The organism is Chelativorans sp. YIM 93263 (assembly GCF_028767125.1).
GTDB lineage: Bacteria > Pseudomonadota > Alphaproteobacteria > Rhizobiales > Rhizobiaceae > Chelativorans.
On sequence record NZ_JAKCWP010000005.1, the window covers coordinates 82,026 to 104,985 of the forward strand.

Sequence of the window (22,960 nt, forward strand, 5' to 3'; positions counted from 1 at the left end):
CTTGTGCTGCTCCCCTTTTTCTCTCACGACGATAGGGCGGAGCGCGGACATGCGTCAACAAAAAGATACATCTTGCAATGAAACAGGCAGATTTGTACCATTTCATACAATTTCGAACGGAGCAGCCAAGGTGTCTGATTTGCAAGAGACGAACGGGGGACGGATTTTAGGGGCGGACGAACCTCATCCGCTGGAAACATTCAACAAAAACACGCAATCGGACTATTTCATCATCTGCGAGCATGCTGGTCGCAGAATCCCCGCGAGCCTCGGCACGATGGGCCTTTCGGAAGAAGACAGAAAGCGCCACATTGCGTGGGACATCGGGGCCCGCTCGGTGGCAGTGGCGTTATCGCAGGCGCTGGAGGCACCGCTCTATATGCAGCGCTATTCTCGCCTGATCTGCGATTGCAACCGCCATCCGGATGTTCTGGACTTCGCGCCGGAAATAAGTGAGGCGACGCCGATCCCCGGCAACCAGGACTTATCGCAAGCCGATCGTAAGGCCAGGGCCGATGCGATCTTCTGGCCATTTCATGATGCGGTGGCGGAAGCCCTCGCTCTGCGGGAAAAGAATGGCCTCACCACGAAAGTGGTCACCATTCATTCGTTCACGCCGTCCTATCTGGGGAAATCGCGCCCGTGGGAGATCGGCATTCTCTACAACAGAGACCTAGCGCTTGCGCCGGCGATTGCGGAATGGCTCAAGGCCGAGACCGACCTCTACGTCGGGGTAAACCAACCCTATGCGGTTAGCGACGACAGCGACTACAGCATTCCCGTGCACGGTGAGAAACGAGGGCTCCCTTGTGTCGAGTTCGAGATTCGCAACGATCTCATCAGCAGCGATGAAGAAGCTGAAAAATGGGCAGCATTAATTCGGCAAGCGCTTTTCGCCGTCGAGGCGACAGGAAGCGTGTGAACCGCCCAACTCTGCGCTGACCTAGCGTCTGCTTCCGGCAAATAACGGGGCACTTCCGATCGTCCACAAGCCGGCAAGCAAGGGCTTTGCGCGCGGCCGCTCCGACCCTTCGGGGCTGCTCATGTCGCCGTATTGATCAATATTATTTCGCAGATCGAAATATGTAACTTTCATGACTGTTGTACACAGGCCTTGAATCGTGGCTGCTTCTTCCTGTAATGATCCTCACCAGAGGGTGTTCAGAAACAGAACGCTTAGCAAGTCGAATTAATGTGGTGGCGGTATCTCTTCGGGATGATAACGTTTCGAGCCGCGTCGTGGGCTTTCCTGCTCACTGACCATCCGCCCATCACGGATCTGAAATGTACCTTTGGCGCCTGCATTCGCCACAAGCCGAGTCATAGCGACCCGGAGGTTCGAACACGTCAACGAAGAGAGGAGACGTTATGTCCGATTCGAGTGCCATGAACGCGGAGCTTACGCAAACTGACCAAGTGTACAGCGGAGACCCGCTTCAGGATCGTGAGACGGACCAGTATCGCAACGAATACGTCAAGACCTTCGTGGAAAAGTGGGACGAACTCATCGACTGGAGTGCGCGGGCCGAAAGCGAGGGCCAGTTCTTCATCGACATCCTGCGGGCTAGGGGCAAGGAGACTGTCCTCGACGTAGCCTGCGGCACCGGCTTCCATTCCGTGCGGCTGACCCAAGCGGGCTTTAACGTAACGTCGGCAGACGGATCGGCGGCGATGCTCGCCAAGGCTTTCGAAAATGGTCGCCAGCGCAGCCTCATCCTGAAAACCGTGCAGGCCGATTGGCGTTGGCTGAACCGCGACATCCAGGGCAAGTACGACGCGATCATTTGCCTTGGCAATTCCTTCACGCATCTGCACGACGAAGCCGATCGCCGCCGTGCGCTCGCTGAGTTTTACGCGGCGCTCAAGCATGACGGCGTCCTCATCCTTGATCAGCGCAACTACGACACGATGCTGGATGACGGTTTCAAGACGAAGCACAAATACTACTATTGCGGCGACCAGGTCTCGGCAGAGCCGGAGCATATCGACGATAGCCTGGTGCGCTTCAAGTACAGCTTCCCCGACGGTGCTGAGTTCACCCTCAACATGTGCCCGATCCGCAAGAACTACGTGCGCCGGTTGCTGTCGGAGGCCGGCTTTCAGCGGGTTCGCTCCTATGGCGACTTTCAGGACACCTATGCGGAGAACGATCCCGACTTCTTCATCCACGTCGCCGAGAAGTCCAAGCTTCATGCGCTCCGTTCGGACACCGACGCCCAGAAGGCCGAAACGACGGACATTAGGGACGTTACCGAGGATTATTACGACGGCGACGACGCCGACACCTTCTACAGCACGGTCTGGGGCGGTGAGGACCTGCATGTCGGCATCTACGACAAGACCACCGACATCCGCGAAGCCAGCGCCGAGACCGTCGATCGCATGGCCGAAGCCCTTCCCGTGCTCGATTCCGATACGAAAATACTGGATATCGGCGCGGGTTATGGCGGATCCATGCGTCGGATCGTCAGCCGCATTGGCTGCGAGGCGACGTGCCTGAACATCTCCGAGACCCAGAACGACACCAACCGGTACAAGAACCGCCTTGCCGGGCTTACCGATAAAATCCGGGTCGTTCACGGCGTGTTTGAAGAGATTCCGGAGCCGGCCTCCAGCTACGATGTGGTCTGGAGCCAGGATGCAATCCTGCACTCCGATCAGCGCGAGCGGGTTCTATCGGAGGTCCGGCGCGTGCTGAAGCCGGGCGGTCATCTCATCTTCACAGATCCCATGCAGGCCGACGATGTTCCAGAAGGCGTGCTTCAGCCAGTTTATGACCGTCTCCAACTCAACAGCCTCGGCTCCTTCCGCTTCTATCGCGAGGCCGCGACCGCCCTTGGCTTTGAGGTGGTGGCGCAGGAAGACCTCACGAAACACTTGCGCCAGCACTACGACCGCGTTCGTGAGGACCTGACCGCCAACTACGATCGCTTGGTCGAGCGCGGCGCCTCGACCGAGTATCTCGATAAAATGACCGTGGGACTCGGAAACTGGGTCGATGCTGCGGACGCGGGGCATCTTGCCTGGGGCATCCAGCTGTTCCGCAAACCCGTGTGAGCCAAGAGTGACGGGCGGCGGCGTCGCGCCACCGCCCATCCATCCTCTCTTCCAGGTCACATAGCAAGATACGGAGCAATCCGCATGGGCGGGCCTTTCCCCGAAAACCCCATCACCGTCTCATTCGAGCTGTTCCCGCCGAAAACCGAGCGGGGCATCGACAATCTTGGCCGCACCGTCGCCCAGCTCGCCAGCGCCGGTCCGCAATACTTCTCGGTCACCTATGGCGCCGGCGGAACCACACGCGACCGCACGGCGCGCGTGGTCGACATGGTGCGCCGGCACACCGGCTTACCGGTTGCCCATCATCTGACCTGCGTCGGCGCAAGCCGCGCCGAGATCGACGCCCAAGCGCAACGCCTTTGGGAGAGCGGCGTGCGCAAGATCGTGGCATTGCGCGGGGACCTGCCCGAAGGCCAAACTCTGGCCCCTGACGGTTATCACGACGCGGCCGAACTGGTGGCGGGCCTGCGCCGGGTGGCCGATTTCGACATCGCGGTTGCCGCCTATCCGGAAGTGCATCCCGAAGCAGCCAGTGCGCAAAGCGACCTTGATCACCTCAAGCGCAAACTCGACGCGGGCGCATCGCGGGCAATCACACAGTATGTCTTTGACACCGACAAAATCCTGCGCTTTATCGATCGTGCCCGCGCCGCGGGCATCGAAGCGCCGATCGTGCCCGGTATTATGCCTGTCGCCAATTTCGCCAGTCTCAAGCGGTTCTCAGAAGGCTGCGGCGCCTCGATTCCCGATTGGATGGAGGCGATGTTCGGCGGGCTGGACGATGCGCCCGACATGCGTGCGATGGTGGCGGCGAGCCTCGCCAGTGTTCAGTGCCGCCATCTTGCGGCCGAGGGCGTTACCGACTTTCATATCTACACACTGAACAAGCCCGACGTGAGCCTGTCTGTCTGCCGCGCGTTGGGCGTTCCCGCGCGGATCAGCGCCGAGGAAGCCGCATGAGAGGACGAAACCAATGACAGCCGACATCGAAAGACACGCTGCCGAACGCATCCTGGTGCTCGATGGCGCGATGGGAACGATGATTCAGCAGGAGAGACCGGACGAAGCCGTTTATCGCGGCGAGCGCTTTAAGGATCACCCAACAGACGTCGGCGGGAACAACGAGCTTCTCAGCCTGACCGCGCCCGAAATGATCCGCGGTATCCATGCCGCTTTCCTCGACGCCGGCGCCGACATCCTCTGCACCAACACCTTCGGCGCCAACGCCATCAGTCAGGCCGACTATTCCATGCAGGATCTGGTGGCCGAGATGAACACCGAGAGCGTGCGGCTGGCGCGCGAGGCGGCCGATGCCGTGGCCACGCCCGACCGGCCGCGCTGGGTCGCCGGCGGGATCGGGCCCACCAACCAGACGGCCTCGATCAGCCCCGACGTGAACGATCCAGGCTTCCGCTCCGTATCCTTCGACGACCTGGCCCATGCCTATGGCGAGGCCGCGCGAGCGCTGATTGAGGCAGGCGCGGATCTGCTTCTGATCGAGACGATCTTCGACACGCTGAACGCCAAGGCCGCGATCTATGCTGTCGAATCGCTGCGTGACCAAGGCGTCGCGGTGCCACCGCTGATGATCTCGGGCACGATCACCGACCGGTCGGGCCGCACGCTGACCGGGCAGACACCCGAGGCGTTCTGGGCGTCGATGAGCCATGCCCGTCCGTTCTCCGTGGGGCTTAACTGCGCGCTGGGCGCAGGCGAGATGCGCCAGCACATCCGCACGCTGTCGGAAGTGGCCGACACCCGCGTCAGCGCCTATCCCAATGCGGGCCTGCCCAACGAGATGGGGGGCTATGACGAGACCCCCGAAGAAACCGCAAGTCATCTGGGCGAATGGGCCGAGTCCGGGCTCGTCAACGTCGTCGGCGGCTGTTGCGGCACCACGCCCGAACATATCGCGGCCATCGCCGAGGCGGTGAAAAACAAGGCACCCCGCGCCGTTCCGCCGAAGATGAAGCGGATGCGGCTCAGCGGGCTTGAAATGTTCGAGGTATCGGGCGCCGAGGCCCAGCAACCGCATGAGGGTGCCGCATGACCGGGATCGCGAATTTCATCAACATCGGCGAGCGGACCAACGTCACCGGCTCGGCGAAGTTCAAGAAGCTGATCATGGCCGGCGACTATGCCACCGCGCTGGACGTTGCGCGCCAGCAAGTCGAGAACGGTGCACAGATCATCGACGTGAACATGGACGAGGGGTTGCTCGACTCGGCCGAGGCGATGACGACCTTCCTTAATCTCATCGCGTCGGAGCCCGACATCTCCCGTGTACCGGTGATGATCGACAGCTCGAAATTCGAGGTGATCGAAGCCGGCTTGAAATGCGTTCAGGGCCGCTCGGTCGTTAACTCTATTTCGCTCAAAGAGGGCGAAGAAGCATTCCTCGAACACGCCCGGACCGTCCGCCGCTATGGCGCCGCCGTGGTCGTCATGGCCTTCGATGAGAACGGCCAGGCCGAGACCGCCCAGCACAAGTTCGACATCTGCAAGCGCTGCTACGCCCTTTTGACCGAAAAGGCCGGTTTCGACCCCTGGGACATCATTTTCGACCCCAACATCTTCGCCGTGGCGACCGGGATCGAAGAGCACAACGACTATGCAGTCGCTTTCTTCGAGGCCACCCGCATGATCAAGGAGGCGATGCCGCACTGTCACGTATCGGGCGGGCTGTCGAACGTCTCGTTCAGCTTCCGCGGCAACAATGCGGTGCGCGAGGCAATGCATTCCGCATTCCTCTACCACGCGATCCCGCTGGGACTGAACATGGCCATCGTGAACGCCGGCCAGATCACCGTCTATGACGATATTCCCGACGAGCTGCGCGAGCGGGTCGAGGACGTGCTTTTGAACCGCCGCGATGACGCCACCGAGCGGCTGCTGGAGATCGCCGACAAGTACAGGGGCTCCAGCGAGGCGACGAAGAAGGAAGACCCCAAATGGCGCGAGCAAGCGGTTGAAAAGCGGCTGGAGCATGCGCTCGTCCACGGGATCACCGATTTCGTCGTAGCCGACACCGAGGAATGCCGCCTGAGGGCGGACAAGCCGCTCGATGTGATCGAAGGACCGCTCATGGACGGCATGAATGTCGTCGGCGATCTCTTCGGCGCTGGCAAGATGTTCCTGCCGCAGGTGGTGAAATCGGCCCGAGTGATGAAGACCGCTGTGGCACATCTCCTCCCCTACATGGAGGAAGAGAAGAAGAGGTCCGGTGACACCTCCGCCAAAGGCAAGGTGCTGATGGCCACCGTCAAGGGGGACGTTCACGACATCGGCAAGAACATCGTCGGCGTGGTATTGCAGTGCAACAACTACGACGTCGTCGATCTGGGGGTGATGGTCCCGGCCGAGGACATCCTCGCCAAGGCGCGAGAAGAGAAGGCCGACATCATCGGGCTTTCGGGTCTTATCACCCCCTCGCTCGACCGCATGGTCGACGTCGCGGCCGAGATGAAGCGGCAGGATTTCGACCTCCCCCTTTTGATCGGCGGCGCGACCACATCGAAGAAGCACACCGCGCTGAGGATCGCTCCGGAATACGAGCACGGCGTGATCCATGTCGACGACGCATCAAAGGCGGTCGGCGTGGTCTCGCGCCTGCTGTCGAAGTCGGCCCGCACGGACTATCTGGCCGAGGTCGCGGCCGGGCAGGACAAGATACGCGCGGCGGCGAGCCGCGGTGGCGACCGTCCGACGATACCGATCGCCGAGGCACGCGCGAATGCCTTCGACGGCGGGTGGGACAGCTACATTCCGCCGGCGCCGCAAACGCCAGGACTATCCGTCATCAACGACATGCCGCTCGAAGCCCTGGCCGGCTATATCGATTGGGCGCCCTTCTTCAGCACCTGGGAAATGCGCGGCAACTTCCCCGAGATCCTCGACGATCCCGATAAGGGGCCTACGGCGCGCGAGCTTTACGACAACGCCACTGCGATGCTCAAACGGATCATGGCCGAGGGCTGGTTCACGCCGTGCGGGGTGGTCGGCCTCTGGCCCGCCAATCGCGACGGCGACGACGTGATCGTGTGGACAGGCGAGGATCGCAAGACCGTGGCCCAGCGTCTGCCGCAGCTTCGCCAGCAGGGCAGCAAATCGAAGGACAGGCCCAATATGTGCCTGGCCGATTTCGTCGCACCGAAGGGCATTGACGACTGGATCGGCGGCTTCGCCGTGACAACGGGCCATGGCGTCCACGAATTATCCAACCGCTTCAAGGACGAGGGCAATGATTATGATTCGATCATGGTCCAGGCTCTGGGGGACCGCCTCGCCGAGGCATTCGCCGAGGCTCTGCATGCCCGCGTGCGTCGCTCGCTCTGGGGCTATGCCGCAGACGAGGCTCTCGACAACGACGCGCTGATCTCCGAGCAGTATCGCGGTATCCGCCCGGCGCCCGGCTATCCGGCTTGCCCGGATCATACCGAGAAGCGTACCCTCTTTTCGATGCTCGATGCGCCCCGTCACACCGGAATCGAGCTGACCGAAAGCTATGCTATGTGGCCGGCAGCTGCGGTCTCCGGCTTCTACTTCGCCCATCCTGACGCCCGCTATTTCGGAATCGGCCGGATCGGCCCCGATCAGGTGGCCGATTATGCCCAGCGCAAGGGCATGGATCTTGCCGAGGTCGAACGCTGGCTGGCGCCGAACCTCGCCTATGTTCCCGACCGCAGCAGCGCGCGAGACGAAATCGAGCGGAAGATCGCCTGACTGTGCGATCACAACCACCCCATTCCATGCAGAAAGAGAGGAACGAGATGAGCGACAACACCTGGCTTTTCACCAGCGAATCCGTGTCGGAAGGGCATCCTGACAAGGTCTGCGACAGGATATCGGATTCCGTCCTGGACGCCTATCTGGCCGCCGATCCGAACTGCCGCGTCGCCTGCGAAACGCTGGCCACCACCGACCATGTGACCATTGCCGGCGAAGTTCGCGGTCCGGACGAGGTGCGCCAGCATGTCGAGGAGATCGCACGCCAGGCGATCAAGGACATCGGTTACGAACAGAAGGGCTTCTCCTGGAAAACCTGCGCCGTCAATAACCTGCTGCACGAGCAGTCGGCAGACATCGCCATGGGTGTGGATGAAGGCGACAAGGGCGAAGAAGGTGCCGGCGATCAGGGCATCATGTTCGGCTATGCCTGCAATGAGACCGAAGAATTGATGCCGGCCCCGATCCAGTTTTCACACCGCATCCTGCGGCTGATGGCTGAGGACCGGAAATCGGGCAGCCAGCCCAAGTTCGGTCCTGACGCCAAGAGCCAGGTGACGCTCGAGTACCGCAACGGCAAGCCCGTTGCGCTCGATACTGTCGTCGTCTCGACGCAGCATGCCGAGGGCATCAGCCAGGAAGAAGTGCGCGAACTCGTCAAGCCCTATATCGCTGCCGTCTTCCCAGAAGGCTGGTCAGTGCCCGACGACCGGCTGATCGTGAACCCGACCGGCAACTTCGTTATCGGCGGGCCAGACGGCGACGCGGGCCTCACCGGCCGCAAGATCATCGTGGACACCTATGGCGGTGCGGCCCCCCATGGCGGCGGCGCCTTCTCGGGCAAGGATCCGACGAAGGTGGACCGTTCCGCCGCCTATGCCGCACGCTATCTCGCCAAGAACGTCGTGGCGGCGGGCCTCGCCGACAAGTGTCAGATCCAGCTCGCCTATGCCATCGGCATGCCGGAGCCGGTCGCGCTCTATGTCGAGACCCTCGGCACGGGACGCGTGGACAATAACAAGCTGTCGTCGGTCCTGCGCGAGATGGTTCGCCTGACCCCGCGCGGCATCCGCGAGCATCTGGATCTTCTCAAGCCCATCTACGCCCGCACTGCGGCCTACGGCCATTTCGGCCGCAAGCCGGATGCCGATGGCGGCTTTTCCTGGGAGAAGACGGACCTGGCCGACGAACTGGCTCGTACCTTCGGCGCCACCCTGGCGGCCGAGTAACCGAAACGCCTCAATCGGAAAGGCAAACAGACATGAACAAACCTGAGAAATTCACCCCCGAGAATTGCGCCATCCGCGATATCGCGCTTGCCGATTACGGGCGTCGTGAGCTCGACATCGCGGAGACGGAGATGCCCGGGCTAATGGCGCTCCGTTCGGAATACGGCGCATCGAAGCCGCTGAAGGGGGCGCGGATCGCCGGCTCCTTGCACATGACGATCCAGACGGCGGTTCTGATCGAGACGCTGGTGGAGCTTGGTGCCGAGGTCCGCTGGGCGTCGTGCAACATCTTCTCGACACAGGACCACGCAGCGGCGGCGATCGCGGCCGGAGGCACACCGGTCTTTGCGGTCAAGGGTGAGACGCTTGAGGAATACTGGGACTACTGCGACCGCATCTTCCAGTTCGAGGACGGTGCCAACATGATCCTCGACGACGGGGGCGACGCAACGCTCTATGTCCTGATCGGGGCTCGGGTCGAGGAAGGCGAGACCGACCTCATCGCCAACCCGACTTCGGAAGAGGAAGAGGCGCTCTTCGCGCAAATTCGCAAGCGGATGGCCGAGACACCCGGCTGGTTTGCAAAGCAGCGCCAGCAAATCCGCGGCGTCAGCGAAGAGACCACGACCGGCGTGCACCGGCTCTACAAGATGATGGAGCAGGGGCAACTGCCGTTCCCGGCGATCAACGTCAACGACAGCGTGACAAAATCGAAATTCGACAACAAGTACGGCTGCAAGGAAAGCCTCGTCGACGGGATCCGCCGGGCTACCGACACAATGATGGCCGGCAAGGTCGCGGTGGTCTGTGGCTATGGCGACGTCGGCAAAGGCTCGGCAGCCTCCCTCAGCGGCGCGGGGGCACGGGTGAAGGTCACCGAGGTCGATCCAATTTGTGCGTTGCAGGCGGCGATGGACGGCTTCGAAGTGGTCCGGCTCGAAGATGTGGTGAAGACCGCCGATATCTTCATAACCACGACCGGCAACCGCGACGTCATCCGCGTCGAGCACGTGCGCGAGATGAAGGATATGGCAATCCTGGGCAACATCGGCCACTTTGACAATGAGATACAAGTGGCCGCACTGAAGAACCACAAATGGACCAATATCAAGGACCAGGTGGACATGATCGAGATGCCCTCGGGCAATCGGATTGTCCTTCTGTCCGAGGGACGGCTTTTGAACCTGGGCAACGCCACCGGGCATCCGTCCTTCGTGATGTCGGCCTCGTTCACCAACCAGGTTCTGGCGCAGATGGAACTCTGGACCAAAGGCGATAGCTACGACAACAAGGTCTACGTGCTGCCCAAGCATCTCGACGAGAAAGTGGCGCGGCTGCATCTCGACCGGATCGGCGTCAAGCTCACCGAGCTCGCTCCCGAACAGGCCGAATATATCGGCGTTACCGTCGACGGTCCGTACAAGCCTGACCACTACCGGTATTAGGACGGCATACGGCCTCGGCAAGCCGAACCATCTCGGTAGCTGGCTTGGAGAATATCCTGGGTGAATATGTGGGCCCGGCCGATCGCGACGTGATCGGCCGGGCCACTTTGCGTCGGGCGACATACATCTTGATGGAATGTCGTCGCACCTGCCGACGGACTCGACAGCGAATTGTCCATGGTGGAGAGGTAGCGGCGAACCGCGCTTTGTCCTATTTCGACATGTGCCGCCGACGAATCTAGTTTCAGGAACGGATCTCACCATGCCTCAACACACGCCGACCATGCTTCTGATCCTCGATGGCTGGGGATGGCGGGAAGAACCGGAGGCCAATGCGGTCCTCCAGGCAGCCACGCCTAACTTCGACCGACTCTACAATTCCCGCCCGCACGCCTTTCTAAAAACTTGCGGCCCCGCGGTCGGCCTGCCCGAGGGCCAGATGGGCAACTCCGAGGTGGGGCACCTCAACATCGGCGCCGGTCGCATCGTCACGCAGGAGCTGCCGCGCATCGACCGGGCAATCGACAGTGGCGATCTCGACCGCCGGCTCCAGGCGAGCGGCCTGCCCGCCCGGTTGAAGGAGACCGGCGGAGTGTGCCACATCATCGGCCTCGTCTCGCCGGGGGGCGTCCATTCGCATCAGGCACATGCGGCCGCACTCGCCCGCCTGCTCGCCGAAAGCGGCCTGCGTTCAAAGATTCACGCGTTTACCGACGGCCGTGATACGCCGCCGGACTCAGCCAAGGGGTATCTTCGCGAACTTGAAGCGGACCTGCCCGAGGAAGCGGAGATCGTGACGGTGAGCGGGCGCTATTTCGCCATGGACCGCGACAAGCGCTGGGATCGAGTAAAGGCCGCCTATGAGGCACTCGCGCATGGAAAGGGCGTGGCCACCGGCTCGGCGGGCGAGGCGGTCGACACCGCCCTCGCCGATGGCAAGACTGACGAGTTTGTGACGCCCGCGGTGATCGGTGACTATGCCGGAATGAAAGACGGGGACGCGCTCATCTGCTTCAATTTCCGTTCCGACCGCGCCCGCGAGATTCTCGGTGCACTCGTCCTGCCCGACTTCGATGGGTTCGATCGCGGACGGCGCATCGATTTTTCCGCCGCAGTCGGCATGGTCTCATACAGTGCCGAGCTTGAGGCACACATGAAAACCCTGTTCGAGGCACAGGACCTGAAAGACGGACTGAGCGAGACGGTCTCACGCGCGGGCAAAACCCAGATCCATATGGCGGAGACTGAGAAGTACCCGCATGTTACCTATTTCCTGAACGGCGGCCGAGAGGAGCCGTTTTCGGGCGAAGATCGCGTCATGGTCCCCTCCCCCAAGGTAGCGACCTACGATCTCAAGCCGGCAATGTCGGCTCCAGAACTGACGGAGGAAATCCTGAAGGCGCTTGAGCGCGACGCCTACGACCTCTTTGTCATCAACTACGCCAACCCGGACATGGTGGGTCATACGGGCAGCCTGGATGCCGCGATTGAGGCCGTTGAGGCGGTCGACACGGCGCTGGGGAAGATCGTTGAGAAGGTGGAAAGCCGCGGTGGCTCCATGCTGGTGACGGCCGATCACGGCAATTGCGAGATGATGGTTGATCCCGAGACCGGCACTCCGCACACGGCGCACACGCTAAACGACGTGCCGGTGATCCTCGTATCACCCCGGAAGGCAAGCCTCTCTGACGGCAAGCTAGCCGACCTCGCCCCCAGCCTCTTGGGACTGATGAACATCGAACAGCCAGAAGCGATGACTGGCTCCTCGCTCATCACCTTCAAGGATTGATTCACGAGCCCTCGCGGCCGGCTTGTCCATCTGCTGTGGCACGTCGAGCTGGCCTGCCGTCTTGCGCGGCGCGGTTCAGACAGGGCGGCACCCGACCAGGCCAGCGCTTTCACCGCCGGTCGATCTTCGTTTTATAGGCGCTGTCGCAAGAGCAAGATGATGCGCGATCCCTTTGGATAATTTCGGGCAGGTTCTCTCATAACCTATACAACTCTGTGATTTTCCTGGATTATCTGAACTTGATTTGGGTTTGGAGGCGGTCCATGGAAATAGCGCTGTTTTGGCTGATCGACGGGACCTGGGCGGCGACTGAGCCGCGTTTGCCGCGCGGCAGATCGGGATATCCGCAGGTCGACCGTCTGCGGGACCAGCGGCCGGTCTCATGCTGAGAGTGAGCGCAAGCCACCCTTTACGCCAGCTCGCATTCGTCTTGGCTGCGCTAGTATTGCTGGCAGGCTGCAGTACGACCTCGGTCCTCTCACCCGCAGTGGATCCGCTGGAGTCGGACAAATATGCATCCGTTGTCATAGACGCGAATTCAGGAAGAATCCTGTTCGAGAGCGCATCAAACGAGCCCCGCCATCCGGCCTCCCTCACCAAGATGATGACGCTGTACCTCCTGTTCGAAGCGATGGATGCCGGTCTCCTCGACCGTTACAGCCAGATTCCGATCTCCGCTGAAGCGGCGTCGCGCCCGCCATCCAAGCTGGGGCTGAAGCCGGGGCAAAGCATCGATGTCCAGACCGCGATCCTCGCGCTTTGCGTGAAATCCGCAAATGACGTGGCCGCGGCAGTGGCTGAGTATCTCGGGGGCTCTGAGGAGCAGTTCGCTGCGATGATGACGGTGAAGGCACGTCAACTTGGCATGCACTCGACCACATTCCGAAATGCGTCCGGACTTCCAGACTCCGATCAGATCACGACCGCCCACGACATGGCCGTGCTTGCAGTGGCTCTACGCACGCACTTCCCGCATCAGTATCATAACTTTGCCAATCGCAGTTTCGAATATGGTGGCAAGACGATCCGCGGACACAACCATCTTCTCAGTCGCGAAGGAGTCAACGGTATCAAGACAGGCTATATCCGCGCTTCCGGATTCAATGTTGCCACCTCTGCCGCACGCGGCGGGAGACGGATTATCGCGATCGTGATGGGTGGCGAGAGCGCTAAGGAAAGAGACGGCCACATGGAGGAGCTGATCGAACATTACCTCCCCCGCGCTGCAATTGTCCGCTGAGCACGGGCACCCATTCTAACGCGCTGCAATGGGAACTATCATAGCATCACTACGCAACTACTGACCGGCAATCAGAGGTATGGAGGACAAGCCCCGCCACATCGGGCGGGGCTGTGCTTCATTAAGGGCAGTTCTCAGCCTCGGGAGGACACTCTTCCGCAGGAGTCCCGTCGGCAGGTGCCTCTTCAGCTTCCTCTGCGGGTTGCTCTTCGGCCGGCACTTCATCGGACGGCTGTTCCTCTGCTGTCGGCTCCTCTGCAGGGGCTCCGGTTTCAGGGGCTTCTCCTTCAGCCCCATCCCCCGGTTCCTCGGCTGGTGCCTCCTCAGTAGTGGATGCGCCGTTTGTAGGCTCCTCCTCGACAGGAGCACCTTCGGCAGGCGCCTCATCTACTGCCGGCGCCTCGTCCGCCGGCTGCTCATCAGACGGAGCTTGATCAGTTCCGTCCGCCGGCTGTTCATCGGCAGGAGCGTCTTCGGTGGGAGCTTCCTCCGCAGGAGCTTCGTCGGACGTGCCATCTTCAGCCGGAGCCTGATCCGGGGTTACCTCCTCTTCCGGAGACTCTTCAGCGGGAGCCTCATCGGCTGGAGACTCGTCGGTTGGTGCTTCCGCCGGTGCCTCATCACCCGTTTGGTCCGACCCGTCCTCTGCACCTTCGATGTCCTGCCCTTCAGTCGGCGCTTCGACGTCGGCAGTCTCAATCGCTTCTTGCGGAGCAGCATCTTCCTCGGCCGTCAGCTCGCCTACGAACGCGGCCGGGGAGTCCGCCTGGGCCGCTTGTGCGGGATCATCGACTTCCTGCACCTCGACAATGGTGATTTCCTCATCGGCATTCTGCTCAATGAAGTCGATATCGACGACGTTGTTCACGACGACATCGTTCTCAACCACGACGGGGCCGAGGACCTCGGTCCGCTCGTATATGGTCGGAATTTCCGAGCGCTCCACAATCGTGACCGACAGATCGGAGGCCGTGAATTGGTTCACCGGCACGAAGGCCCAATACCCGGGGGGCGGCTCGACCGTGGACACTTCGACGCTAACGGCAAAGCCGTCGCCTTCCGGTGGAAGCGGTGCCCAGCCGATATAGTCGTCGCCACGCCGCCAGGAGACCCAGGCCGGCGCCCAGCGTGTGCCAGGAACCCAATACCAGCCAATGTCTGAGGCATAGGCCCAGCGGCCGTAATGATAGACAGCCCAGGCAAAGGGTTCGTCCGATACGAAATACCAGCCATACTGATCAGTATAGACCCAGCGGCCATTCGTATACGGACCCCAGCCGGCATCCACATCTGTGGGCACCCATACATAGCGATGTCGGGGGTGACTCACCCAGGATCCATAATCGCGCAAGCTGTCGAAGAAGACACTGATATCGACTTGAGCCTGCTGTGCGTATGCTGCCGAAGATCCCAGAGTTATATTAGAAGCTGCCATAGGAGCGGAGATAAACGCGGCGGCCGCCACGCCAACCAAAAGCTTCTTCACTGCACATTCCTCCCATATTGGAATGCCAGTTGAATTCCCAAGAAGGCGATTTGTTCCGTCACATAGTGGCTCGATGGTTCTGCAACACCGGCGTTTCAGACAAAAGAAGAGGCGGCCTGAGCCGCCTCCCCTCTTCACATACGGCCTTTTCGCTTATGAGTCGTTCCAGCTCTTCACCAGCTCGTCATAGTTGATGGTGATCGGCTCTTCCTTCTCGTTTTCAATCTTCAGCTGCGGTGCCAGATTGCCGGCTTCGACCGCTTGCGCATTCCAGTATTCGATATCGTGCTCCTCAGCGAGTGCTGGGCCGATATCGCCCTGAACGCCGGCCCGCTCGAGACGGGAAAGCACTTGCTCCTGCTCGGCACACAGCGAGTCCATCGCCTCCTGGGCCGTTTTGGCGCCAGAGGACGCATCGCCGATCGCCTGCCACCAGAGCTGCGCGAGCTTCGGATAGTCCGGCACGTTGGTGCCGGTCGGCGTCCACTGCACGCGGGCGGGCGAGCGATAGAACTCGACCAGACCGCCCAGCTCCGGGGCACGATCGGTAAAGCTGTCGTGCTGGATGGAGCTCTCACGAATGAAGGTGAGGCCCACATGGCTCTTCTTCACATCCACCGTCTTGGAAGTGACAAACTGAGCGTAGAGCCAGGCGGCCTTGGCGCGCTCCTCGGGCGTCGATTTCATCAGGGTCCATGCACCGGCGTCCTGGTAGCCGAGCTTCATGCCGTCCTGCCAATAGACGCCGTGCGGGCTCGGCGCCATGCGCCATTTCGGAGTGCCGTCCTCGTTGACGACCGGGAGACCGTCCTTGACCATGTCAGCGGTGAATGCGGTGTACCAGAAGATCTGCTGGGCGACGTTCCCTTGAGCAGGCACAGGGCCGGATTCGGAGAAGGTCATGCCTTGCGCTTCCGGCGGCGCGTAAGCCTCCATCCATTCCAGATACTTCTCGATGGAATACACGGCAGCCGGGCCGTTGGTGTCGCCGCCGCGCGCCACGCAGGAGCCGACCGGGCGGGAGTTCTCGTCGACGCGGATGCCCCATTCGTCGACCGGCACGCCGTTCGGGATACCCTTGTCACCATTGCCGGCCATGGACAGCCACGCGTCGGTGAAGCGCCAGCCGAGCGACGGGTCCTTCTTGCCGTAATCCATGTGGCCATAGACCTGCTGGCCATCGATCTCTCGGCCGGTGAAGAACTCGGCGATGTCCTCATAGGCGGACCAGTTCACCGGCACGCCAAGCTCGTAGCCGTACTCGTCCTCGAACTCCGCCTTAATGTCGGGATCGTTGAACCAGTCGTAGCGAAACCAGTACAGATTGGCGAACTGCTGGTCGGGGAGTTGATAGAGCTTCCCGTCCGGCGCCGTGGTAAAGGACTTGCCGATGAAGTCGTCGATGTCGAGATCGGGGTTGGTGACGTCGGCACCCTCGTTCTCCATCCAGTCGGTCAGGTTGCGCACCTGCTGGTAGCGCCAGTGGGTGCCGATGAGATCGGAGTCGTTGATATAGGCGTCGTAGATGTTCTCGCCGGACTGCATCTGCGTCTGCAGCTTCTCGACCACATCGCCCTCGCCGATCAGGTCATGTGTGATCTGAATGCCGGTGATGGCCGTGAAGGCCGGCGCCAAAACCTTGGACTCGTACTCATGGGTGGTGATTGTCTCCGAGACCACCCGGATGTTCATGCCTTGGAAAGGCTCCGCGGCATCGACGAACCACTGCATCTCCGCTTCCTGCTCTTCACGGGAAAGCGACGACATGTCGCCGATCTCGGCGTCGAGGAACTCCCTGGCTTCCTCCATGCCGGCCATGGCGCCGCCGGAACTCATGAGAAGCATGAGCCCCGAGGTCGTCATCAATAAGCGTCGTGTCATTTCATCCTCCCTGACAAGATCGCACACATTACGGAGAAGCCCTGCGGCCCCTCCGATCCACTTCCCTAGACCCACCGGAATACGCCGACGGCGTAAACAACAGATAGGGCCAGAGCCCACCACAGGCTGGGACCGAAAAGTCCCAGCCATGCAAGATTGATAAAGCCGCTGCCGAGCAGCGATAGAAACAGCCGGTCGCCGCGTGTGGTCTCGATGCCCAGAAGACCCACCCGCGGATGACCGCCCGGTGCAAAATATTCCCATACGCCCATACTGGTGAGCAGAAGCGCTATGGTGATGAAGAAGATCGCGGTCGGCCATGTCCAGGCCATCCAAGACAATTCCATGTCACACCCTCCCCAGGGCGAAGCCCTTGGCGATGTAGTTGCGCACGAACCAGATCACGAGCGCGCCGGGAATGATAGTGAGCACGCCAGCGGCCGCCAACACGCCCCAGTCCAATCCGGAGGCCGAGACCGTGCGCGTCATAGTGGCGGCGATAGGCTTGGCTTCCGTAGTCGTCAGCGTGCGCGCGATCAGGAGTTCCACCCAGGAGAACATGAAGCAGAAGAAGGCCGCCACGCCGACGCCGCTGGCGATCAGCGGCATGAAGATTTTCACGAAGAAGCGCGGAAAGGAGTAGCCGTCGATATAGGCGGTCTCATCGATCTCCTTCGGCACGCCGGACATGAAGCCCTCCAGGATCCACACGGCGAGCGGCACGTTGAAGAGACAGTGCGCCAGCGCCACCGCGATGTGCGTGTCGATCAGTCCGAAAGCGGAATAAAGCTGGAAGAAGGGCAGCGCGAAGACCGCCGGCGGGGCCATTCGGTTGGTCAGCAGCCAAAAGAACAGGTGCTTGTCGCCAAGGAAGCGGTAGCGCGAGAAGGCGTAGGCGGCCGGAAGGGCGGCGGTGACGGAAATCACCGTATTCAGAACCACGTAGATGATGGAGTTGATGTAGCCCGAGTACCAGGACGGGTCGGTGAAGATGACCACGTAATTGCGCAGGGTCGGGTTCTGTGGCCAGAGCGAGAAGGTGCCGAGGATCTCCGTGTTCGTCTTGAAACTCATATTGACGAGCCAGTAGATCGGCAGCATCAGGAAGATGATGTAGATCGTCGGCACCAACCACCAGAAACGGGATTGCCGACCGCGCCTGAGCATCGTCTGGCCCAGTTCAGCCTTTGCCTTGCCGGCGGCACCGGAGGCCGCCTCCGTCCGCTGCATCGCGATCGTATCCGCCGCAGCGGCATTGTTCTTCCCCGCCGCCATTACCGCTTCTCCGTGCCGTAGTTGGTCATGACGGTGTAGAAGACCCATGACATGGCCAGGATGACCAGAAAGTAGATGATCGACATGGCTGCCGCTTCACCCAGGTTGAATTCGCCTATGGCAAGCTTCACCAGATCAATGGAGAGGAAGGTGGTGGTATTGCCCGGACCGCCGCCCGTCACCACAAAGGGCTCGGTGTAGATCATGAAGGAGTCCATGAAACGCAGCAGGATGGCGATCAGAAGCACCCGGTTCATCTTTGGGAGTTGGATGTAGCGGAACACCGCCCAGCGCGAGGCGCCGTCGATCCTGGCCGCCTGATAGTACGCATCCGGGATCGAGACCAGCCCGGCATAGGACAACAGCACTACGAGGCTTGTCCAATGCCACACATCCATCAGGATAATCGTCACCCACGCATCCACCGGGTCCCGGACGTAGTTGTAGTCGACCCCGAGGATATAGAGACCGCGTCCGAGCAGCCCGATGTCGATGCGCCCGAAGACCTGCCAGATCGTGCCCACCACGTTGAAGGGTATCAGGAGCGGCAGGGCCATCAAGACGAGGCAGACCGGCACGCCCCAGCCCTTTCGTGGCATGTTGAGCGCTATGAAGATGCCGAGCGGCACCTCGATAGCCAGGATGATCGCCGAAAAGGCCAGGTTCCGGCCCATCGCCGCCCAGAACCGGTCTGAATGGAGAACCTCCTCGAACCACTCCGTGCCCACCCAGAAGAAGACGTTGTTGCCGAAGGTATCCTGCACCGAATAGTTGACAACCGTCATCAGCGGGATAACGGCCGAAAACGCTACCAGCGCCAGGACCGGCAGCACCATGAACCACGCCTTGTTATTCCAGGTCCTGTTCATCGACCGCCCTCCAGTTCCACCCGCCAGGAGTCGGCGTAAAGATTGAGATGCGCCGGATCGAATATGACGCGCGGCTCGGCAGGGATCTCCCCATCCTCCTCGACGATAGCCGCGATTGCCTCGCCCTCCAAATTCGCGTGGATGATCTTCCGGCGGCCGATATCCTCGACCTTCGAGACAGACACCGGCATGCCCTCGCGGCCGAGCCGAACGAATTCCGGCCGGATGCCCAGTTCGATGCGCTCGCCGGAAAGCCGCCGTGGCGCACCGGGTAGCGCAACGGACTGACCGCCCAGCTGCGCGGTATTGCCGTCAATCCGGGCTGGCAGCAGATTCATACCCGGCGAGCCGATGAAATAGCCGACGAAGGTATGGCGCGGGCGCTCGAAAAGCTCCTCCGGCGTACCGATCTGCACAATCTCGCCCTCGTACATCACCACCACCGTGTCGGCAAAGGTGAGCGCCTCCGTCTGGTCGTGCGTAACATAGATCATGGTATGGCCGAAGCGGCGGTGCAGATCCTTGAGCTGCGTGCGCAGGGCCCACTTCAAGTGCGGGTCGATAACTGTCAGAGGCTCGTCGAACAGGATGGCACTGACATCGGGACGCGCCAAGCCGCGCCCCAGCGAGATTTTCTGCTTGTCGTCTGCCGTCAGCCCCTGCGCGCGGCGCTTCGCCCGCTCTTCCAGGCCGATCATGGCCAGGATCTCACGCACACGCCGGTCCACCACATCCTCCGGAACACGCCGGTTGCGCAGCGGGAAAGCCAGATTGTCGTAGACGGTCATCGTGTCGTAGACGACCGGGAACTGGAAGACCTGGGCGATGTTGCGCGCCTCCGTCGGCAGGCCCGTTACATCCAGCGTATCGAAATGCACTTCTCCTTCGCTGGGTCTCAGAAGACCGGAGAGGATGTTGAGCAGCGTCGTCTTTCCGCATCCGGACGGCCCCAAGAGCGCATAGGCGCCGCCATCCTCAAACACATGGTCCACCCGCTTGAGGGCATAATCGGCATCCGTCGCCGGGTTCGGCATGTAGGAATGCCGGATGTCCTTCAGTCTCAGGCGCGCCATCCGCTGCTCCTCATGCCGCCTTCGCGAGGTCGGGCGCAGCGCTCCGCCCGGCCTTGTCGAAGACGAGCACATGCCGTGTGTCGAGATGAACCGGAATCCTTTCACCGCCACTCAGGCGATGCACTCCCTCCTCTAACATCACCCACTGATTGCCAGCATAGTCGAGATGGACGAAGCTCTCCGAGCCGGTGACCTCCGTCACCGTCACACGTGCATCGAGCGATATACTGCTTTGCCCGCGCGGTGCGAGAGAAAGGTGATGCGGGCGAAAGCCCAACGTGTAGTCTGCGTCACGCAAGCCCGACAGCGCCGCCGGAACGGGCAGCCCGGTGGTGCCTTCGAGCAGGAACCGATCGCGATCTTTGCGCACCTCGATTGTATTGAGCGGCGGGTCGGAAAAGGTCCGTGCCGTCAGGAGATCAAGCGGATTGCGAAAAACCTCGATCGTTTGGCCGAACTGGGTCACGCGCCCCTCGGAGAGCGTCGCCGTCTTGCCGCCCAGGAGCAAGGCCTCGCTCGGTTCCGTGGTCGCATAGATAAAGATTGCACCTGACTCGGAGAAAATGCGCGGCAGTTCCGCGCGTAACTCCTCGCGCAGCTTGTAGTCGAGATTGGCGAGCGGCTCGTCGAGAAGCACAAGGCGGGCGTTCTTCACGATGGCGCGGGCTAGCGCGGTGCGCTGCTGCTGCCCGCCCGAAAGCTCCAGCGGCAGCCGATCCAGGAACGGTTCGAGCCGCAGAAGCTCCGCCGCCTTCTTGACCTCGCGATCGATCGTGGCCCTGTCCCGCCCGGCCACGCGCAGTGGCGAGGCGATATTCTCATAGACCGACATGGAAGGGTAGTTGATGAACTGCTGGTAGACCATGGCCACGCTGCGCTTCTGCACCGGCACGCCGGTGACATCGGCACCGTCCATGTGCACCGTGCCTGCGGTCGGCTGGTCGAGGCCGGCCATCAGCCGCATCAGGCTTGTCTTGCCGGCGAGAGTGGGCCCAAGGAGCACGTTGAGCGAACCGGCCTCCAGCTTCAAGGAGACATCGCTGATGTGCCGCTCGCCCGAAACGGTCTTGGAGACGTCACGTAGCTCCAGCACGACGTTTTCCTCCCTTGCTCGCGCGACCATGTACGGCCGCCGCGCGCGTTTTCGTTTGCCGGCCACGCAGGTCACGCATGAATGCGTCCACCGCGTCGGCCTCCTCCCGTGTCAGCCGCAGCCCGCGCTTCGTGCGCCGCCACAACACATCCTCACCAGTGCGCGCCCATTCACGCGCGTCAAGATAGCGCAATTCCGCCTCGAAGACGTCTGCGCCGAAATGGCGGCCGAGATCCTCCAGCCCCGCTGCCTGTGCAAGGATAGCACGCGCCAGCGTTCCATACAGCCGGGCAAGACGGCGTGCATGCACATTATCGAGAAAAGGATATTCACGCTTGAGCGCAGCGACATAGTCGTCGAAACCTGTCGGTGTAAAGCCAGCGCCGGGGAGCGCTGCGCCCGCGGTCCACGGTTCTCCCCGCGCGCCGAGTGCCCCACCGATCTCGTCCAGCGCGGCCTCGGCCAATCGGCGGAAGGTCGTGATCTTGCCTCCGAACACGTGGAGGACGGGGGCACCCGCCGCCTGATCCACCTTCAGCACATAGTCGCGCGTAGCCTCCTGCGCCTTGCCGGCGCCGTCGTCGTAGAGCGGGCGCACGCCGGAGAAGCTCCACACTACGTCCTCCGGCTGCACCGGCTCGGCGAAATACTCGCTCGCCGCCGCGCACAGATATTCTGTTTCCGTGTCGCTGATTTCGGCTTCGGCCGGATCGCCCTCGAAGTCCTGATCCGTGGTGCCGATCAGCGTGAAATCGTCCTCGTAGGGAATAGCGAAGAAGATGCGGTCGTCGGCGTTCTGAAAGAAGAAGGCGCGCGGATCGTCGAACTTGCGGCGAACGACGATATGGCTGCCTTTCACGAGGCGCACATTGTGCGCGGTATTGCGTCCGAGCGCGCCGGCGATCACGTCGTCGACCCACGGTCCGGCCGCGTTGATCACCATCCTGGCGCGCACCTCATCCTGCGCTTCCGTCTCCAGATCGTGCAAGGTAAGACGCCACACACCGTCCTCGGCGCGCGCACCGACCACCTTCGTGCGCGTGCGGATTTCCGCGCCCTTCTCGGCAGCGTCCATCGCGTTCAGCACCACCAGCCGCGCATCGTTGACCCAGCAGTCGGAATATTCGAAGGCGCGCCGATAGTTGGCCTTCAGTGGCTTGCCTGCCGGATCGCTGCGCATGTCCAGCGTGCGGGTGGGCGGCAGGAGCTTACGCCCGCCGATATGGTCGTAAAGGAAGAGCCCGAGGCGAATGAGCCAGCCGGGGCGCAGGCCCTTGTGCAGCGGAAGGACGAAGCGCATCGGCCAGATGATGTGCGGCGCGCTGCGCCACAGCACCTCGCGTTCCATCAGCGCCTCGCGCACGAGTCGGAACTCGTAATATTCCAGGTAGCGCAGTCCGCCATGGATGAGCTTGGTGGAGGCTGAGGACGTCCCGCTCCCCAGATCGTTCATCTCAGCGAGCAGAACCGAATAACCCCGGCCGGCCGCGTCGCGGGCGATACCGCAGCCGTTTATGCCGCCACCAATGACGAACAGGTCATGGACAAGATCGTCGCCCAATGACTCCTCCCAACCAGGACCTAGGTCCTTCCTCAAAGTGAAACTAAAACGAAGAAATTGCGAATGTCAAACGAATATAACGTGCTTTGTGAAACAGGTCTCAAAGACGCGCATCTTGGGATTCAGGGCGGTATCGCAAGAAGCCGCGCTTGGACAGGGATCGCGGGTAAACATTGTCCTAAGATCACTTTCGTTTTTCCCGCGTTACAGCGGAAACGAAAGTCTGAAAGAGGC

General features: G+C 61.5%; 16 protein-coding genes and 1 pseudogene. 9 read left to right on the plus strand and 8 right to left on the minus strand.

The window, feature by feature from the left end; genetic code table 11:
• Window positions 1–49 precede the first annotated feature (49 nt).
• The 9 genes and pseudogenes from LY631_RS11890 to LY631_RS11930 all read left to right on the plus strand — a co-directional run bounded on the left by LY631_RS11890 (window position 50) and on the right by LY631_RS11930 (window position 13,488).
• Complete coding sequence (locus tag LY631_RS11890) at window positions 50–922, plus strand: N-formylglutamate amidohydrolase (RefSeq protein WP_274425604.1); 873 nt, start codon at window positions 50–52, stop codon at window positions 920–922.
• Between the two features lie 446 nt (window positions 923–1,368).
• The gene (locus tag LY631_RS11895; RefSeq protein WP_274425605.1) at window positions 1,369–3,057 is read left to right on the plus strand and encodes a glycine/sarcosine N-methyltransferase; all 1,689 of its coding nucleotides are present in this window, start codon (window positions 1,369–1,371) and stop codon (window positions 3,055–3,057) included.
• An 84-nt stretch (window positions 3,058–3,141) separates the two neighbouring features.
• The gene (gene metF, locus LY631_RS11900; protein ID WP_274425607.1) at window positions 3,142–4,020 is read left to right on the plus strand and encodes a methylenetetrahydrofolate reductase [NAD(P)H]; all 879 of its coding nucleotides are present in this window, start codon (window positions 3,142–3,144) and stop codon (window positions 4,018–4,020) included.
• Window positions 4,021–4,033: 13 nt separating this feature from the next.
• Window positions 4,034–7,782 (plus strand): annotated as a pseudogene (gene metH / locus LY631_RS11905) (methionine synthase).
• Window positions 7,783–7,829: 47 nt separating this feature from the next.
• A complete protein-coding gene (metK, locus tag LY631_RS11910) occupies window positions 7,830–9,014 on the plus strand; it encodes a methionine adenosyltransferase (RefSeq protein WP_274425608.1) in 1,185 nt (394 codons plus the stop codon).
• 32 nt (window positions 9,015–9,046) lie between these two features.
• Complete coding sequence (ahcY, locus tag LY631_RS11915) at window positions 9,047–10,459, plus strand: adenosylhomocysteinase (RefSeq protein ID WP_274425609.1); 1,413 nt, start codon at window positions 9,047–9,049, stop codon at window positions 10,457–10,459.
• A gap of 262 nt (window positions 10,460–10,721) precedes the next feature.
• Window positions 10,722–12,248, plus strand: coding sequence for a 2,3-bisphosphoglycerate-independent phosphoglycerate mutase (gene gpmI, locus LY631_RS11920; protein WP_274425610.1), 1,527 nt, complete (start codon window positions 10,722–10,724; stop codon window positions 12,246–12,248).
• Window positions 12,249–12,511: 263 nt separating this feature from the next.
• The gene (locus LY631_RS11925) at window positions 12,512–12,637 is read left to right on the plus strand and encodes a hypothetical protein (RefSeq protein WP_274425611.1); all 126 of its coding nucleotides are present in this window, start codon (window positions 12,512–12,514) and stop codon (window positions 12,635–12,637) included.
• Window positions 12,631–13,488: a D-alanyl-D-alanine carboxypeptidase family protein gene (locus tag LY631_RS11930; RefSeq protein ID WP_274425612.1), complete on the plus strand. Its 858-nt coding sequence runs from the start codon at window positions 12,631–12,633 to the stop codon at window positions 13,486–13,488. Before LY631_RS11925 ends, LY631_RS11930 begins: the two co-directional genes overlap by 7 nt.
• Window positions 13,489–13,609: 121 nt before the next feature.
• Here the strand turns inward: LY631_RS11930 and LY631_RS11935 are convergent, their stop codons facing one another.
• From LY631_RS11935 to glpD, 8 genes are all read right to left on the minus strand, one after another.
• Window positions 13,610–14,974 (minus strand): DUF6600 domain-containing protein, encoded by a 1,365-nt coding sequence (locus tag LY631_RS11935; RefSeq protein ID WP_274425613.1) that lies wholly within the window; start codon window positions 14,972–14,974, stop codon window positions 13,610–13,612.
• A gap of 153 nt (window positions 14,975–15,127) precedes the next feature.
• Window positions 15,128–16,855 (minus strand): ABC transporter substrate-binding protein, encoded by a 1,728-nt coding sequence (locus LY631_RS11940; protein WP_274425614.1) that lies wholly within the window; start codon window positions 16,853–16,855, stop codon window positions 15,128–15,130.
• Window positions 16,856–16,920: 65 nt separating this feature from the next.
• Window positions 16,921–17,202 carry a DUF2160 domain-containing protein gene (locus LY631_RS11945; RefSeq protein WP_274425615.1) on the minus strand — a complete coding sequence of 94 codons (282 nt, stop codon included), beginning with the start codon at window positions 17,200–17,202 and terminating at the stop codon, window positions 16,921–16,923.
• Between the two features lies 1 nt (window position 17,203).
• On the minus strand, window positions 17,204–18,022 hold the full coding sequence (locus tag LY631_RS11950; RefSeq protein WP_274425889.1) for a carbohydrate ABC transporter permease: 819 nt from the start codon (window positions 18,020–18,022) through the stop codon (window positions 17,204–17,206).
• Window positions 18,023–18,129: 107 nt separating this feature from the next.
• Window positions 18,130–18,999 (minus strand): carbohydrate ABC transporter permease, encoded by an 870-nt coding sequence (locus tag LY631_RS11955; RefSeq protein ID WP_274425616.1) that lies wholly within the window; start codon window positions 18,997–18,999, stop codon window positions 18,130–18,132.
• A complete protein-coding gene (locus LY631_RS11960) occupies window positions 18,996–20,072 on the minus strand; it encodes an ABC transporter ATP-binding protein (protein WP_274425617.1) in 1,077 nt (358 codons plus the stop codon). The genes LY631_RS11955 and LY631_RS11960 overlap by 4 nt, the downstream gene beginning before the upstream one ends.
• Before the next feature lie 10 nt (window positions 20,073–20,082).
• Complete coding sequence (locus LY631_RS11965) at window positions 20,083–21,165, minus strand: ABC transporter ATP-binding protein (protein WP_274425619.1); 1,083 nt, start codon at window positions 21,163–21,165, stop codon at window positions 20,083–20,085.
• Window positions 21,149–22,726, minus strand: coding sequence for a glycerol-3-phosphate dehydrogenase (gene glpD, locus LY631_RS11970; protein WP_274425621.1), 1,578 nt, complete (start codon window positions 22,724–22,726; stop codon window positions 21,149–21,151). Before glpD ends, LY631_RS11965 begins: the two co-directional genes overlap by 17 nt.
• Window positions 22,727–22,960 lie beyond the last annotated feature (234 nt).